Below are 17,042 nucleotides of genomic sequence, written 5' to 3' on the forward strand. Positions count from 1 at the left end.
TTTCTCCGCTGAAAGTAAGTCGTTTTAGAATAGCAGAAGCTAACACTCTGACTACCCTCAAATAGCGAATTTAGATGACTATTTTTTTAAATGAGAATGGCTATCATTATTCGCTTTGTTTGATATAATCGTCGCGTTTCTCTTAAAATAGTTCGTTAAGGAGTCATCTGAAATGCGTAAGTTTCATTCACTACTGGCAATACTTGCTGCGACTTCTGCGACACTGGTGTCCTTCACTAGCGCCGCCGCTGAAGTTAATATTTACTCAGCCCGAAAAGAAGCGCTGATCAAACCCGTTTTGGAAAAATTCACTGAAGAAACCGGCATCGAAGTTAATTTATTAACCGGTAAAGCGGACGCGTTGCTGGCCCGATTGAACTCCGAAGGCGAGAACACCCCGGCGGATCTATTTTTAACCGTTGACGCAGGTGCTCTTCACCGCGCCGTTGAAGCAGACGCGTTTCAGGCGGTAAACTCTGACGAAATTAATTCAGCCGTTCCTTCTCATTTTCGCTCTACCGACAACCTTTGGTTCGGATTAAGTTTACGCGCCCGCCCCATTTTTTACTCGCCAGAGCGCGTTAACCCGGACGAACTGGACTCTTATTTAAGCCTCGCAGATGAAAAATGGAACGACCGTATCTGCATCCGCTCTTCCAATAATCTGTATAACCAGTCGTTAGTTGCTGCGCTAATTGAACACCACGGCGCAGAAAAAACTGAAGAATGGGCAGAAGACTTTGTCGAAAACTTTGCTCGCAAACCCGTTGGTGGCGACCGCGACCAAATTAAAGGCGTAGCTTTTGGTGTTTGTGATATCGCTATTGCCAATACCTATTACTTTGGTCATATGCTGAACTCCGACGACGCAGAAGAGCGTTCAGCGGCCGAAAAAGTTAAAATATTCTGGCCAGCACAGGACAAACAAGGTGCTCATGTAAACGTTTCTGGCATAGGCATTACCAAACACGCTAAAAACGTTGACGAAGCTCAAAAGCTCATCGAGTTCCTGGTCTCTGAAGAATCACAAAAATGGTATGCTCAGGCCAACTATGAATACCCGGTTCGCGAAGGCGTCGAGTGGAGCGAAACACTCCAGCAATGGGGTGACTTTAAGCAGGATGACATTGAAATGGATATTCTGGGTGAGAATAACGGCGACGCCGTGCGTTTAATGAACCGTGCCGGCTGGCGTTAATTTACTACCAGGAGACGTATAGATGAACCGTGGCACGCTGTTGCTGTTTGCCGTCGCGGTCTTGATAGGGCTACCACTCATAGTGGTAGCTTTGTCGTTACTGAACCCTCAATGGGACACTCTGCAACATCTTTGGCAAACCGTGATACCGGAATACATCGGTCATTCAGTGATCTTATTGTTCGCTGTCGGTACCGGTGTCACTTTGCTCGGGGTAAGTACGGCCTGGTGCATTAGTCAATACGATTTTCCCGGCTGGCGTTGGTTAAGCTGGGCGTTATTGCTGCCACTGGCTATGCCTGCCTACATTACAGCTTATACCTATACAAGCCTGCTCGATTATGCCGGCCCGGTACAGGGGGTTATCCGGGACATTTTCTCTGTCAATATAGGTGAGTACTGGTTTCCGGAAATACGCAGTCTGAATGGCGCTATCTTTGTTCTCTGTATTGTTCTTTACCCCTACGTTTACCTTATTACCCGATCCGCTTTCATGCAGCAATCGACAACCGCGTTTGAAAGTGCGAAAACTCTGGGTGCCAGCTCATTAAGAAGTTTCTGGAAGGTTGCTCTGCCACTGGCGCGTCCGGCTATAGCAACCGGTGTCACTCTGGCCTTAATGGAAACTCTGGCAGACTACGGCACCATGGAATACTTTGGCATCACGGTATTTACCACAGGTATCTTCCGCACTTGGTATGGTATTGGAGATGCACAGGGAGCGCTGCAGCTATCGGCTTTACTGCTGGTATTTGTCATTATTTTAATAATGGTTGAGCGCTACTCAAGACGTCGGGCTCGCTTTTATCAGCAGCGTTCTGCAACCAAGCCTCCTCAGCGCAGGCCATTAAGCGGCTGGCGGGCGGCGTTGGCTTCGCTGGTGTGCTGGCTGCCAGTCGTGCTCGGCTTTATGATACCAGCAGCACAGTTGCTCTGGTGGTCGGTTCAGAAGTCTGAAATATGGCAGCAAAGCGAATTCTGGGTGCTAACCTTTAACACGCTTTGGCTGGGATTATTAGCGGCATTAATTACTGTCGCTCTGGCGTTATGGCTTGCTTATGGTCGCCGTCGCCACCCTACCCGACCTTTGCGCGCCGCTATCAGTCTGGCGGGTATGGGTTACGCTATTCCCGGTATTGTTATAGCAGTAGGGTTGTTGTCACCTTTAGCCTGGCTTGATAATCACATTATCGCTATCAGTGAATGGATGTTTGACTTTAATCCCGGGTTATTATTCTCCGGTACCGTTATCGCGCTTTTATTTGCCTACAGCGTTCGGTTTTTATCGGTGTCCTTGCAAACCGTTAACTCGGGACTGGAACAAATTACACCGCAAATGGACGATACCGCGCGAACTCTGGGCGCCAGCGGTAAACGTATTTTATGGCGGGTTCATTTGCCGTTGCTCCGCAGTCCGTTACTGGCTGCGTTAATTTTAGTACTGGTCGATGTGATGAAAGAACTGCCCGCCACGCTGGTATTACGTCCATTTGACTTTAACACTCTGGCGGTGCGCGCATTCGAAATGGCCTCTGATGAACGCTTAGCCGATGCCGGCCCCCCCGCATTGATGATTGTCGCAGTCGGGTTAATTCCGGTTATCATGCTGTCCCGAGCCTTACGCAGCAAAACACTGAAAGCAGGAGAGTAAATGAGCACATTACTGAATATTGACGCAGTCAGCATCCAGCTCTCCGGTGATCTCATCGTAGATAGACTGAGTTTGTCTCTGGAGCCGGGAGATATAGGCTGCCTGCTCGGTCCCAGCGGCTGTGGTAAAACTACTTTACTGCGCGCTATAGCTGGCTTTATTCCGGTTTCCAGCGGACACGTTGAACTGCATGGAAAAACCGTCTCATCCAGCCGGGTGCAAATACCAACCGAACAAAGAGAAGTTGGTATGATGTTTCAGGACTTTTCGTTGTTCCCGCACTTAACTGTGGCCGACAATATCCGTTTTGGCATTAACCGTTTACCTAAAAAACAGCAAGACGAGCGAGTTAAAGAGCTGCTGATCCGCATTGGCCTCAACGGTTATCAAAACCGCTACCCGCACGAGTTATCCGGAGGGCAACAACAACGTATTGCTCTGGCCCGCGCTCTGGCTCCCAAACCTAAGCTGATGCTGCTTGATGAGCCCTTCTCCAGCCTTGATGCCGAGCTGCGCGAAGTTCTGGCTCACGACGTAAGACGATTGCTAAAAGAAGAAGGTATTACGGCCCTGTTGGTTACTCATGATCAGCAGGAAGCCTTTGCCATGGCAGATAAATCGGGCGTGATGTATTCAGGTCAGCTGCTGCAGTGGGAAACGCCTTATGCTCTTTACCATCAGCCGACGCATCAACTGGTCGCTGACTTTATTGGCCGCGGCGTGTTGCTCAATGGCGAAATAAGAGAACATCAACTGCATTGCGCATTCGGAGTCATAGAGCACTCACAGTTGCACAATAAGCCCGACATGAGTGTTAATTTTTTAGTGCGTCCCGATGACGTATTAATTAATAACGACAGCAGCATGAGGGCTATAGTGGTTGGCTGCGGCTTTCGTGGTTCTCATTATCTCTATACTCTGGAACTGGCCGATACCAGTCACGTACTGGCTGTAGGTCCTTCGCATCAACCGTTAAAAACGGGCGAACAAATCGGAATTGATATCGACTTTGATCACTTAGTGGTATTCGATTCGTCTTTGTGCGAATTGCCTGACTAATTGGTGTGTAAAACAAATGACAAGTTGAATACCTCACTATAGACTTTGAATAATTGTCATATGTGAGGATTCTATGGATTTTTTAATTGACGCCTGGGATTTCAGTCAACATCCCGCGAAACAACTTCAGTCGCCATCAAGTGCTACAGAAAACACCTGGTTTCATTTTCAGCGTGATGCCGAAGGACTAACCGAATGGTTAACTCAAGCAGGTATACCAGAACCTCTGATTGACGCGGTATTGGAAGAAGATACCCGCCCCCGTTTTCAGCGTTTACCCGACGGTTTTATGCTGTTGCTACGGGGCGTTAATTTAAACACCGGCGAATCCCCCGAAGACATGCTCAGTCTGCGCTTACTCTACTATAAAGGCGCCTTGTACAGCTTTCGTAAACGTCCTTTTTTATCCATAGCAAAATTGCGTGAGCAACTTGACCAAAAATTGGGGCCGGAGTCATTACACGACTTTATCGTTGCCTTAATTGAGCAACTGAATTTACGAATTGAAGATGTGGTGTCTTCGGCAGAGCAACAACTGGAAGCCATTGAGGGTGAAGGCTTTGATAATACGGCATCGGTTCAGGTAAAACTCACGGCTTTACACCGTCGTCTGTTACGACTTAACCGCTTTATCCGTCCACAGTTGGCCGCTTTAGAAAAACTCAGCACAGAAACCGAAAAGGTTATGAGCACGGAGTTACACCAGTGGCTTATCAACGAGCGCGATACCACTCAGCGTTTATTCGAACAAATTGACCTGATGCTAGAGCAAGTCTGGATGCAGCGCGAGCAACTGCAGCAGGCCATAGCCGAAAAAATGAATCGCAACACCTATTGGCTCTCGGTTATTGCCGGAGTGTTTTTACCTCTCAGTTTTTTAACCGGTGTTTTTGGAATAAACATTGGTGGTATGCCTGGGGTAGAAAGCGAAGGTGCATTTATGATTTTCTGTGGTGCGCTGGTAATTATCGCTATTGTCGAATTCCTGTTGTTGAGACGCCTGAGATTCTGGTAAACCTGACTTATATCAAAGCGGTTTAGACCTAAGTCGAATAGGAAATTTAAGCCAACAGAATATGCTTAAAGGCTCTGCATAAAAGGATTTGAGGTAGTGCTATGCAAGCCTATAAAAACGTTTACTCCGAAGCTCAGCAAGATCCTGAAGGTTTTTGGCTGGAGCAAGCGCGTCGCTTAAATTGGTTCAAAATGCCTAAAGTCGCAGCCCGGGTCAAAAAGAATGGACTGGCAGACTGGTTTCCGGATGGCGAAGTTAACATCAGTTATTTAGCACTCGATGCACAAATTGAAGCAGGCCGCGGCGAGCAAGTCGCTTTGTATTACGACTCACCGGTTACCGAAAGTAAAACCAGTTACACCTTTAATCAGTTACGGGAGCAGGTTGCCTGCTTTGCTCATGTGCTGAAGCAACACGGCGTAGAAAAAGGCGACCGGGTTATTATTTATCTCCCTATGATACCGCAAGCCGCTATTGCAATGCTGGCCTGCGCTCGCATTGGGGCCATTCACTCCGTCGTTTTTGGTGGCTTTGCTGCGCACGAACTGGCTGTTCGCATCGACGACGCAGCTCCCAAACTCATTATCACCGCGTCTTGTGGTATTGAGGGGACCAAAGTTCTGCCCTACAAACCTATTGTGGATAAAGCTCTGGCTGAAGCGAGCTACAAACCGCGCACTATTGTCTACCAGCGCGAGCAGTGCCAGGCAGAAATGCAAGAAGGTCAGGACACCGACTGGGAACAGGCATTAGCGACAGCAAGCCCTGTAGAAGCTGTTCCTCTACCGGCAACTCATCCTCTTTATATTCTCTATACCTCGGGCACTACGGGCAAGCCGAAAGGCGTTGTGCGCGACCACGGTGGCTATGCCGTTGCCCTGAATTTTTCCATGAATTACGTTTACGGATTAAAGCCGGGGGAAGTCTTCTTCACGGCATCCGATGTGGGCTGGGTCGTTGGTCATTCTTATATTGTTTATGGTCCGCTGCTCTTTGGCTGCAGCAGTGTACTCTACGAAGGCAAGCCGGTGAATACGCCAGACGCAGGAGCCTTCTGGCGCATAGTTCAGGACTATAACGTCAGCGCCATCTTTTCTGCTCCGACGGCTTTCCGGGCAATAAAAAAAGAAGACCCTGAAGGCGAGTTTATTCAGCGCTATAACCTAAGCTCACTGAAACGCATTTATATGGCCGGAGAGCGTTTAGATCCGGCTACCTATGAATGGACAACCGAATTAACCGACCTGCCGGTTTACGACCACTGGTGGCAGACCGAGAGCGGCTGGCCAATGTGCGCTAACCCGGTTGGTATTGGAGCGGTAAAAGTGAAACCCGGCTCTTCCACCTTTCCGGTTCCCGGCTATGAGATTAGTGTACTGGACCCACTGGGGAAAAGTTTAGGCAGCAAAGAAGAAGGTGCAATTTGCGTGCGCTTACCTTTACCTCCCGGTTGCCTGACCACCGTATGGGGCGATGAACAACGCCTGCACAGCAGTTATCTCAATGCCTTTCCGGGTTATTACTGCAGTGGCGACGGAGGGTACATCGACGAACAAGGCTATGTTTTTATCATGGGTCGTACAGACGATGTAATAAACGTTGCAGGCCATCGCTTATCCACCGGAGAAATGGAAGAAATTTTGGCAGCCCATAAAGACGTTGCTGAATGCGCTGTTGTTGCACAACCGGATGAGCTAAAAGGCGAATTACCGGTTGGTTTTGTTATTCTTAAAAACTCTTCCACCATTGATCATGAGCAATTACAACAGGAACTTATCCAGTCAATACGCGAAGAAATTGGCGCAATTGCCTGCCTGAAGACGCTGCACATTGTGCCCCGGCTACCTAAAACACGGTCAGGAAAAATATTGAGACGTCTTATTCGGCAGGTTTTACAGGGCGACGATGTCGCTGTTCCTTCAACCATTGACGATCCGTCAAGTATTGATGCTATTAAGGAAACCATGCGTTAAACTATCGCCCTTTCTTTTTAACAGGAACAGGGTGTTATGACGTTATCGATTGTTGCGGTCATTGTGGGTTTGGCTGTTTTGGTCTGGAGTGCAGACCGCTTTGTTGAGGGCGCAGCCGCAGTAGCAAAACACCTGGGCATGGCGCCGTTAGTTATCGGTATGGTCATTATTGGCTTTGGTACGTCGGCGCCGGAAATGGTCGTATCGGCACTGGCGTCAATGCAGGGTAACCCTGCGTTGGCATTGGGTAATGCCTATGGCTCGAACATAACCAACATAGCACTGGTTTTAGGTATTACCGCTATGCTCGCTCCTATTGCGGTTAAATCTGTGGTTATCCGCCGCGAAATGCCAGTGCTAATCGCAATAACCCTGTTAAGCGCCCTCTTTTTGCTCGACTATCAAATTACCAGACTGGAAGCCATTCTTCTGTTAGTTGTTTTTGTTGGCTACATGGGCTGGTCAATCTGGATAGGCTCAAAAAGCAGCGACGACAGCTTAGCCGCGGAATTCACTGAAGAACTGGACGCAAATCCTCTGCCAATGAAACCCGCCATTATTTGGCTTATTGTTGGCTTATTACTGCTAATTGTCAGTTCACGTGCTCTAGTCTGGGGTGCCGTGAATATTGCGGTGTCACTCGGCGTCAGCGATTTAGTCATAGGTTTGACTGTGGTCGCCATTGGTACCTCCTTACCAGAGCTGGCTTCAGCCATTGCGGCAACCCGCAAGAATGAGCACGACCTGGCACTGGGTAACGTTATCGGCTCGAATATGTTTAACACATTAGCGGTAGTCGGTATTGCCGGTGCTATTGAGCCGGTTTCGCTAGAACCTTTAGTGCTAAGCCGTGACTGGGTTGCCATGGCCATACTAACATTACTGCTAATGGCCTTTGGTATCCGCAAAGCACGACAAGGGCGTATCAATCGCGTACATGGTTTTATCTTTATTTGTCTGTACCTGCTCTATACCCTGTATTTATTGAAAACAGGCTTTATCGCACCACAATAAAACACTATTGCAAATCGTTCGCATTTAACATAGACTGTCACTATCAAGTGAGGTGATAGTCTATGTATGTTTGTCTTTGTAAAGGTATTAACGATAAAGTCATCCATCAGGCCGTAGTTTCTGGTGAGGTGAACTCAATGCGAGACTTACGCCAGCAATACGGTGTAGCCTCACAGTGCGGCTGTTGTAAAAACTGTGCCAAAGATGTTCTTCACGAAGCCCTCGAACAACGTTCTAGTCAAGCAGGTAAAGAGACTCAACTTCCGGTTTCCGTATGCTACACTTAATTCATACCTAGTGAATTAAGGAGTAATACGGCTATGAAAGGTGATGCTAAAGTCATCCAGCAACTGAATAAAATACTGACGCTCAAACTTACCGCCATTAATCAGTACTTTCTTCATGCCCGCATGTATCGTAACTGGGGCTTCGAAAGTTTGAACAAGCCTATTTATAAAGCCTCTATTAACGAAATGAAGCACGCCGATGTGCTTATCGAACGCATTTTATTTCTGGAAGGCATTCCTAATTTGCAGGAACTGGGTAAGTTATACGTTGGTGAAGACCCAAGAGAAATGCTGGAAATGGACCACAAAGTCCAGTTTAACGATGTCAGCGCAATACGCGAAGCCATAAAAGAGTGTGAGATACACAAAGACTATGTCAGCCGTAACGCATTACGCGATATTCTCGACTCGCAGGAAGAACATCTCGACTGGATTGAAACTCAAATTGATTTGATATCGCGCCTGGGTAACGAGGTCTATTTGCAAACAAAAATTCAAGGAGCTGAATAATGCGCAGAGATAACAATGTCGTTGAGCAACTAAATCGCCTGCTGGCTTTTGAACTCACGTCAATTGACCAGTACACCTCACATTCGCGTCAGTACGAAGACATGGGTTTAATGAAGCTTTATGAGCGCATTAACCATGAAATTGACGACGAGCGCGGTCATGCAGACTTGCTCATTCGCAGAATTTTATTCCTGGAAGGCAAACCCAACATGAGCAATCGCGAACCTCATACCATAGGTTCGGATGTCCGGGAGATGCTGGAAAACGATTTAAAGCTTGAGCACAACAACGCCAAAACACTGCGTGAAGTCATTGAATACTGCGAAGAAGTGGATGATTACGTTACTCGCGAAATGCTGGTCGGTATTTTAAAAGATACCGAAGAAGATCACGCGTACTGGCTACAGATACAGCTGAACTTAATGGATCGACTGGGTGAGCAGCTCTATTTACAAAGCATGATGTAAATACAGTTCTCATACAGCCCCCTCTTTCTGCAGACACAAAAAAACCGCCTCAAGGGCGGTTTCTTTTGTATCTGGCGGAGAGAGAGGGATTCGAACCCTCGATACGTTGCCGTATACACACTTTCCAGGCGTGCTCCTTCAGCCACTCGGACACCTCTCCAGAACGGCCGCTATGGTAGGGGTTTTAGCCGTTCTAATCAAGGGGTTTAAGCAATTTTAAAGCGTTTCATGCCATTATTTAATCGTTTTGCCAGTTCGTTCAGCTCACGGCTGGCTTCACTAATTTGCTCTGAGCCTGCTGCGGTTTGCTCAGCAGCCTGAGTAATGGATGTGAAGTTCTGGTTTATCTCTTCCGCTACGGCAGTTTGTTCTTCCGCTGCAGTCGCAATTTGCGCGTTCATGTCGCTCATTTTTGCAACCGAGCTATTCACCGCATGCAGAGACTTACCGGCGGAGCGCGCCTGTTCAACACTTTCTGCGGCTTTTCCTCTGCCTTTTTCCATAACGGTAACAGCGTCGTTGGCACTCACTCGCATGGTTTCAATTAAGCTTTGAATATTACGGGTTGAGTCCTGAGTTCGGTTCGCTAGTGCGCGGACTTCATCAGCAACCACCGAGAACCCGCGGCCATGTTCGCCGGCACGGGCGGCCTCAATTGCGGCATTCAACGCCAGTAAATTGGTCTGGTCAGCAATGCCTTCTATCACTTCCAGTACTTTATGAATTTCTGCCGTGTTATCAGACAACTGACCAATAACTTTTGACGCACCTTCAACCTGGTTTGCCAGCTCTTCAATAGATCGTATGGTCGCTTCAACTTCACGGCTACCACCAACAGTCTCTTTATCAGTGTCGTCCGCCAACTGAGCCGCCTGCTCTGTATGCTGAGCAACTTCCCGCACCGTCTGTGCCATCTGATGAATTGCCGTTGCACCCTGAGTGGTCTGCTCTTGCTGCTGAACCACTAATTGCTGGTTATCATTCGCGGTTTCAGACAACTCGTTCGATGAGTTCAGAATCGTATCTGCGGAGTCATTAACATCCTGCAGAATTTCTCTAAGTTGACGAGCCATGCGGTTAACGTCCGCCATCATGCTATCTTCATAGCGTGTCCGGGTTGAAACCGTTAAGTCACCGTCTGCAATGCGCTGCAATACCTCGGCGGCCTCTTCGGGCTCACCGCCTATGGTATGAGTCAGCTTGGCCACTATCCGCCAGGCTGCTATACCACCACTAATAATGGCAAAAGCAGTCACCCACCACATTAAAGTGGCGAAATTTGCACTGCGGTCCATAACACCTTCGGTACCTGACGCTATATTCTGCTCCTGATAGTCGATGAAGGTATTAATACGATTCAGCCATTCAGCATAAACCGGAGACAGTTCATTCAGTACGTATTCCTGCGCCTGTTGTCGTTGACCTGAACTCAGCAAACGCTCTGTTTCATCCGCGGCGGCCAGTCCACGCACTTGTACGTCTTCAATAGCAGCCAATAATTTACGTTCTTTGCTGCTAACTAAAGTGCTGTCAGAAAAAATAGCACTCATACCCTTATCTGCTGTGTTGTAATTCGCCTTTAAATCATCAATTAGCTCACGCAGCGGAGGGCGATCCGCGGCATCATCCACAAGTACTAAATCGCGCAGAGCAATAGCACGGTCATGGACACTGCCACGGTAATTAATAGCAAAGCGTTGTTTTTCACTTCCTACTTCATTCACTCTTGTTAGTGTTTTATCGATTTCGCTAACCTGATACGTACCGACAATGGTCGTTATAACAAGTAACAGCAGAATAAAGGCAAACCCCGCGTACAACCGATTTGCTATGGTCATGTAATGCTCCAGAAAGTGATGATGATATATTTATCTATGTAATTGAACGATTATACTAATAAGGTTCAAAGATGGATCAAAAAAATTGATGTATTGACGAGGGTATAATCGAAATGTTCAATTATTGTTTGATAAGCCAACGGAAAATTCTGAGCTGACTGGGTACATAGAAAAGATACTCAGGATGCCACTGTACGCCAATAATAGTTTGTTCGGTCTGCCCTTCAGAAGCCTGTAGAAAACCATCGAGATCCCAACCCACAGCAAGCATCCCGACGCCAGTTTGCTTCACAATTTGTGAATGCAAACTGTTAACTCGCAGTTTTTGTTTTTTACAAATTTTCGCCAACTGGCTCCGGGGCTCAATAAATACCTGCTTAGTTGGCAATAACCCGGGTCTGTTATAGGTTAGCTGTCGTAGCTCCCTAATATTCTGGTTCAGTTCACCACCCAGCACCACATTAATCAATTGTGAACCACGACAAATACCTAACAGAGGCTTTTTTTCTTCCAGAGCCCAGCGTATCCAGGCAATTTCAAGCTCATCTCTGTCGGGGTCGTATTCGCCGTCACGCTCCGGTGGTTGATTATACTCGGATGGACTAATGTCATCGCCGCCGCCAATAATCACGGCGTCGATACCTTCGTGGTCGCAGCTGTGTCTGACACTCGCGCGCACAGGGGTTGCCCCAAGACACTTAAGAATAAGCCAGGTACACCACCAGGAAGGAGACCACCGTCTGGCGGTTCCTGTTACAACCACTCGCGGTCTTTGAGCCATTGCTGCAACCTTTCCTTCCAGTCTTTTTCTGAAACCCCTATTAGCGGGCGTTCAGCATCAGTGAACGCTTGCTTCCAGTAATCTAAAGCCTGTTCGTCGTTCGCCAGAGCATCCACTATCCACCAAATTTTCCATGGTTCGGTTAAATCCCAGTCAGGGTGTTCAAGCTGACAATTCGGTAAACGATAATGAAATGTCGGGCGGGCTTTAATCTTATTATCTTCCACCGCTTTCATAATTTTTTCTTCATTCAGAAAAGCAAACAGCGGCAACATATCCAGCGCCCGGTTACGGGTGGCATTATGTTCCAGATAATCATTAATTAGTTGCTCCCGGCTTACCTCCTGCTGAGAAACCAGCAAGCGAATGTAGGCTTCAGGATATTTATCAATATAAGGACTCAGCTTTCGTGTTGTATCAACCCGGTGAGCCTCTACCAGCCACCATTGCAACAAAGAAAATGCCTGCAAATAACGCAGCAGGACATTTGGCTCTAACGACGGCACCTCCGGGTTAATATGCACACCATAAGCAGCAATCCAGGACTCATCAGTGCCCTTCGCACCTGCTTCCCGTAAAGCATCGGTCACAGGAATTAACCGCTCACACTGCTCAAGAGTCAATGGCGGGCAAACAATTTCGATAGGTACCAGGTTCTCAGCTATGCTGCCTAACTCGCGCACCCAGGCAGAATTGTCTCCGCCTTCTGCTTTCGCTTTTCGCTTTAAATAGTCCCAGTCTATCTCAACTGTAAATGAACCCAGTTCATCCACTTCAACTTTTTGTTCCGCTTTAGAGACCGCAACCCGTTTCCCCGACAACTGTTGTTGCAGAACTTCGACAGTTCTCTCCAGAGTTAAACCGCTAAACTCCAGTTCGAAACCGACTCTTCGGTCTTCCCCTTCATAATTTAGCGGCTCGGTTAATGCTTTGAACAACGTTTTACTCAATAGAAAATGTCCCCGCTGGTCCCGGAAATACAACTGGGCTTTCAAAGCCATCGTTACTGACACTAGCTACACCGAAAATGTAATTATCGATCACCACATTCTCCAGTGTGTATTCGTTTACGTTACCCACATAGCGGCTGAACTGCCACTGAGGAGCACTGGTTAAGCGCCAGTAAACTTTATAACCCGCAATATTTTCTTTATCTTCCTCTTGCGCCGTCCAGCGCAGGGTTGTATCCGGTTTTACTGCACCTTCTATTTCGACATTAGCAGGAGGCCTTGGCGCCCAAGACATGCTTGCCATAGAAACCGCGTTCAGCGCTGTCAGTTTAGCGGCGTAGTCAAAGTCTACGCCATCGATGGTATCGCCATATTCAATGCCATCTTCCACACGAAGGTCCTGGTGCTGACGGTTATAATTTTCGTTGGTTTCCATAATGCGGATACCGGCATAGCCTAAATCATTAAAAGGTCTATGATGCCCACCACGACCAAAGCGATCTAAGCGATAAACAATCATAGTGTCTAAATTATTGATGTAACGATCAGCCACTGTATCAATGTAGCGGGCTAAGTTGCGTGAAGGAGAATCCACTTCGCCACCATAAAAACGGCGCATGGTTGCTTCGCGATCCGATTCATTCATACGGGTGCCTTCAGCAAAAATACGTGCAGTGGTGTTATCAATAACCCCGTTAATACCTTCAATATTACCAATCATGTCATTATTAAGCACAGCGGTCAGATGCCAGTCGTCATCTTTCGCTTTTTTGGCCAGAATTTTGCCGCCAAACAGACCTTGTTCCTCGCCTGCCAGTGCCGCATAAACAATAGAACCATCAAATTCGTACTGGGTTAGCACTCGTGCCGCTTCTAACGCGCCAGCGACACCAGAGGCATTATCGTTTGCGCCCGGGGCGTCGGAGGTATAATCCATGACATCACTAACTCGCGAGTCGATGTCCCCGGACATCATCACATAACGATTAGGGTCTGTTTTACCACGCTGAACCGCAATGACACTTTTCACTTCCACAGGGTCAGGTATGCGCTCTTCTCCCGAAATCGTGTCGCTGACGTACATCACTTCAAGGCAACCACCACAGGCTTCGGATATGCGCTCAAATTCAGCATAAATCCAGCGCCGCGCAGCACCAATGCCTCGCGTATCAGATTCCGTTTCAGATAAGGTATGGCGCGTGCCGAAATCCACCAGCGTCTGAATATCGCTTTCAATGCGATCAGCCTGCATGGCACCGGCTATTTCATGTAACTTTTCCTGCTCTTTATAGTCAATGCTATCCTGAGCGATAGCACTCAGCGGAGTGGCTAAACCAACACTTACCGCCAGTAATGAACTTGTCCACGATTTGAACATAATTGAATACCTGTTAATTAATGAGCTTGTTTGGATTATGCGGTATATAACGCAGGATGGAAAGCCACGCGCAGGAGCAGCAAACGGTAACCTTTATAACTGCTCCGTTAGTTGCGCAAGCCCGCTTAGAGTCTGAGTCACGTCTGTCAGGGTTATGACGCCGCGCAGTTGTTTAAAACTGGATTCAAGCTCCTTTGCGCGATGCGGCAGGTAGCGTTGAATATAAGACAAATCTGTCGTCAACCCGGCTGCTATTTGATGCTGACATGGCTGCCCTGTTACCAGCAGCGCAAGAAAGTTATCATCCTCGTCAAGAAAACGAATGTATTCTGCCGCCTCTTCAAAGCTGTCGTACTCGCTAATTTCCCGCCCCATAACGCCGTCTTTCTGAGTGGCCTGAGTAACTCTTAACAGTAATATACGCGGCGACAAGTTGCTGTTCTCAGACACTCGACGCAATGCCTTTCTTAGCTCGGAGCTCAGCCGCCGTCCGCCGAGTAAGCGTTCGTTGTTTGCTAACCAAAATTCAGTATCATCAAACAATTTCGGTAAGCCTTCAGAAACGGGCATTAATGCGGCCAGCTGAGGCTCCCAGTCAACGCCGCTTTTATACAAAAATAAGGCGCTGGATAAAGCATAACGAAACATGTTCTGCTCAGCTGACGCTTCAGGACTAAGCAGTTTACAACTCAGTGCTTTAGCTCCTTTGGTCTGGTATTCCTGTAGTACCGATAATTTCAGCTTCTCATTGGAATGTTCGCGCCAAAGTGGAGTTTTTATCGCATTAAATTCGCCGTAGACTAGCTCATCGTCTTTGCTGTGAGTGAGCGTCAGTTGATAACACCTTGCCCCATAACCTGCCGCACGCAATGCGTTCAACGTAGCAATTAAGCTTTTTTCTTTTTGTATAGCCTGCAGCGGCAGTAAGTACTCACGCCAGACTTTATTTATGGGCAGGCTAATACGAAACAAGGTAACTTGCCGCCTTGTGGGTTTCCTGGCTTTTCGCAACTCATTTATCACAGACTGAACCCACGGTTGCTCAATAAGCTCCGCAATAAGGTCATTCTGGTGTTGCTGCCAGCTGTTCAGCAGGGTCTGATTTGATTTTGTCTGAACTAAAGCGCAGCACCCTGAGCCATCTTTTAAAATGAATGGCACAGCCTGAACAGCATCAAACCAACAACTTTCATGCACCCGGGCTGTAACCCTCTGGGCTAAATGCTCAACATTGACTTTATAGCGACGCCGGGACTTGTTCAACATAGCCGCTAAAAACCGACCAAGTTCGTCATCGCCAGTTTCATCCATGCGCCTTAAACGTAAGTAAAGACAAAAGTCTTTTTCTTTAAGCCCTACTACCCGGTATTCGTATTCCTGGGTTGCGTCAAACACAAAGTCGTCGCTAAGCCCTGAAAAGTAAACCTTTACGCGTGCATACTTCAAGCCGGTTAGTTGAGGATCAAAACCTAGCTTTAGCTGCAGTCCATTATTAGAGATGTCCACAGTCATAGCGCTGAATTCCTGGCCATCGGCCAGTTCCATGGTCACAGCGCTGACCAGGTTAATCCGTTGCTCACAACGTTGGTACTCACGCCCGGCCACGAAACTGGCAAGCGCCTTCTCTTGTTCCTGCTGGGCTAAGGCTTTGTCTTCCGCTAACTGCTGATGCTGTGTTTTCAACGCTAATATTTGCTGTTTCGTGTCGTTTGTAAAAACACCCTTATACAGTCGTAAGCCGTCTTCAAATAATCGTTTCGCAGCTAAATCAAAATAATGTACGCGCCCCTGAAAAGGGTAAGCTTCAATTTCGGACTGAATTTTCTTGCGAAGATCTATAACACCCAAAGCTGGTTTCGCTAACTCGGTAATGCGCATACGCGCCTGCAGCCTCTCGGGCCCGCTAAGATGTTTTGTTTTACGTTTAAACAGAGACTCAAATTGAGAGCGGTGATAATCTGTTTTAAGCTCATCAATCAGACTTTCTATTGAAGGGTCACTGCTCATAATGGGCTATTGTTCAGTATCTATATTAAGTTCAACATTTCTTTTACATTAACGCCAAGAGGATCTTCATGCAAACGCTTTTACTCGGTTACGGCGATATTGCAGACCGCGTTGCGCAACGGCTGAGCGGGCAAAACGAGCAAGTCACCGGAGTTTGCAGAACCCCGGAGAGCAAGCCGGTACGCCAGGGGGTCAATTTAGTTGCAGCAGACTTAAACAGTGAACAAGAGCTTTACCAACTGTTCCAGAATAAATGGGATAATGTTGTCATTACCCTGACTCCTGCAAAAGGCGCAGAAGATAGCTATCATCAGGGCTATGTCGTTCCCTGTCGTCACCTGCAACAGGTACTGTCGCAGCAAAGGCATCAGCCTAATATTATTTACGTTTCCAGCACCGGCGTTTACGCACAACGCGACGGCGAGTGGATTGATGAAAACAGTGCAACCGAGCCTACGTCAGACTCCGGTAAAGCTCTATTACAGGCTGAATCCATTATCAATGCCTTACCGGGGCAAACCTCAATTCTTCGTTGCAGTGGTATTTACGGCGAGGGACGTGACTTTTTATTGCGTCAATTAACTCAGGGCAATGTCCAGCTTCGTGACAGCTGGACTAACCGCATACATCAGGACGATGTCGCTGGCTTTATTGTGCATTTACTTACCCAGGTTAATCAGCCCAAACCTGTTTATTTAGTTAATGACGATGAACCGGTCAAACAATACGAAGTTTATCAGTGGCTGGCTGAGCAGCTTGGAATTGAGCTGGCAGGAAACATTAATAAAAAAGTTGGTCCCAGAGGCTCTAAACGCTGTATGAACAAGGGTTTGAAAGACAGTGGTTACCAACTTCAGTATGCGAATTTTCGCGAAGGTTATGCGCCGGTTATTAAACAATGGCAGCGCTGATTG

The 17,042-nt window shown here is 47.5% G+C and carries 15 protein-coding genes and 1 tRNA gene; 10 read left to right on the top strand and 6 right to left on the bottom strand.

All coding sequences use genetic code 11. The annotated features are described in order from the left end of the window. Positions 1 to 172 precede the first annotated feature (172 nt). The 9 genes from B2U97_RS02425 to bfr (B2U97_RS02465) all read left to right on the top strand — a co-directional run bounded on the left by B2U97_RS02425 (position 173) and on the right by bfr (B2U97_RS02465) (position 9,174). The gene (locus B2U97_RS02425; RefSeq protein WP_034819901.1) at positions 173 to 1,198 is read left to right on the top strand and encodes a Fe(3+) ABC transporter substrate-binding protein; all 1,026 of its coding nucleotides are present in this window, start codon (positions 173 to 175) and stop codon (positions 1,196 to 1,198) included. Positions 1,199 to 1,220: 22 nt separating this feature from the next. Then, positions 1,221 to 2,849 carry an ABC transporter permease gene (locus B2U97_RS02430; RefSeq protein WP_286825149.1) on the top strand — a complete coding sequence of 543 codons (1,629 nt, stop codon included), beginning with the start codon at positions 1,221 to 1,223 and terminating at the stop codon, positions 2,847 to 2,849. Further along, complete coding sequence (locus tag B2U97_RS02435; RefSeq protein WP_286825150.1) at positions 2,850 to 3,908, top strand: ABC transporter ATP-binding protein; 1,059 nt, start codon at positions 2,850 to 2,852, stop codon at positions 3,906 to 3,908. Positions 3,909 to 3,981: 73 nt separating this feature from the next. Next, positions 3,982 to 4,923 (top strand): CorA family divalent cation transporter, encoded by a 942-nt coding sequence (locus B2U97_RS02440; protein WP_286825151.1) that lies wholly within the window; start codon positions 3,982 to 3,984, stop codon positions 4,921 to 4,923. A 101-nt stretch (positions 4,924 to 5,024) separates the two neighbouring features. After that, positions 5,025 to 6,896 (top strand): acetate--CoA ligase, encoded by a 1,872-nt coding sequence (locus B2U97_RS02445; RefSeq protein ID WP_286825152.1) that lies wholly within the window; start codon positions 5,025 to 5,027, stop codon positions 6,894 to 6,896. Between the two features lie 36 nt (positions 6,897 to 6,932). Further along, positions 6,933 to 7,910, top strand: a complete 978-nt coding sequence (locus B2U97_RS02450) for a calcium/sodium antiporter (RefSeq protein ID WP_286825153.1) — start codon at positions 6,933 to 6,935, stop codon at positions 7,908 to 7,910. Positions 7,911 to 7,972: 62 nt separating this feature from the next. Next, positions 7,973 to 8,197 (top strand): (2Fe-2S)-binding protein, encoded by a 225-nt coding sequence (locus B2U97_RS02455; RefSeq protein WP_286825154.1) that lies wholly within the window; start codon positions 7,973 to 7,975, stop codon positions 8,195 to 8,197. A gap of 33 nt (positions 8,198 to 8,230) precedes the next feature. Further along, positions 8,231 to 8,707, top strand: a complete 477-nt coding sequence (gene bfr / locus B2U97_RS02460; RefSeq protein WP_286825155.1) for a bacterioferritin — start codon at positions 8,231 to 8,233, stop codon at positions 8,705 to 8,707. Next, positions 8,707 to 9,174: a bacterioferritin gene (gene bfr / locus B2U97_RS02465; RefSeq protein WP_011234318.1), complete on the top strand. Its 468-nt coding sequence runs from the start codon at positions 8,707 to 8,709 to the stop codon at positions 9,172 to 9,174. The genes bfr (B2U97_RS02460) and bfr (B2U97_RS02465) overlap by 1 nt, the downstream gene beginning before the upstream one ends. A gap of 72 nt (positions 9,175 to 9,246) precedes the next feature. Here bfr (B2U97_RS02465) and B2U97_RS02470 read toward each other — a convergent pair. The 6 genes from B2U97_RS02470 to B2U97_RS02495 form a co-directional block, all read right to left on the bottom strand. After that, positions 9,247 to 9,334, bottom strand: a tRNA-Ser gene (locus B2U97_RS02470). A 46-nt stretch (positions 9,335 to 9,380) separates the two neighbouring features. Further along, entirely contained in the window at positions 9,381 to 11,012 is a 1,632-nt protein-coding gene (locus B2U97_RS02475) for a methyl-accepting chemotaxis protein (RefSeq protein ID WP_011234319.1), read from the bottom strand. Between the two features lie 121 nt (positions 11,013 to 11,133). Next, a complete protein-coding gene (locus B2U97_RS02480; protein WP_286823450.1) occupies positions 11,134 to 11,793 on the bottom strand; it encodes a gamma-glutamyl-gamma-aminobutyrate hydrolase family protein in 660 nt (219 codons plus the stop codon). Then, positions 11,766 to 12,743: an amidoligase family protein gene (locus tag B2U97_RS02485; RefSeq protein ID WP_011234321.1), complete on the bottom strand. Its 978-nt coding sequence runs from the start codon at positions 12,741 to 12,743 to the stop codon at positions 11,766 to 11,768. Before B2U97_RS02485 ends, B2U97_RS02480 begins: the two co-directional genes overlap by 28 nt. After that, entirely contained in the window at positions 12,736 to 14,121 is a 1,386-nt protein-coding gene (locus B2U97_RS02490; RefSeq protein ID WP_011234322.1) for a M28 family metallopeptidase, read from the bottom strand. The genes B2U97_RS02485 and B2U97_RS02490 overlap by 8 nt, the downstream gene beginning before the upstream one ends. A gap of 93 nt (positions 14,122 to 14,214) precedes the next feature. Continuing rightward, positions 14,215 to 16,128 carry a PilZ domain-containing protein gene (locus tag B2U97_RS02495; RefSeq protein WP_286823451.1) on the bottom strand — a complete coding sequence of 638 codons (1,914 nt, stop codon included), beginning with the start codon at positions 16,126 to 16,128 and terminating at the stop codon, positions 14,215 to 14,217. Between the two features lie 68 nt (positions 16,129 to 16,196). On the opposite strand from B2U97_RS02495, the gene B2U97_RS02500 reads away from it, so the two are divergent. Next, positions 16,197 to 17,039: an SDR family oxidoreductase gene (locus B2U97_RS02500; RefSeq protein WP_011234324.1), complete on the top strand. Its 843-nt coding sequence runs from the start codon at positions 16,197 to 16,199 to the stop codon at positions 17,037 to 17,039. The last annotated feature ends 3 nt before the right edge of the window (positions 17,040 to 17,042 follow it).

The sequence above is a fragment of the Idiomarina sp. UBA3176 genome (assembly GCF_002364295.1).
Lineage (GTDB): Bacteria > Pseudomonadota > Gammaproteobacteria > Enterobacterales > Alteromonadaceae > Idiomarina > Idiomarina loihiensis.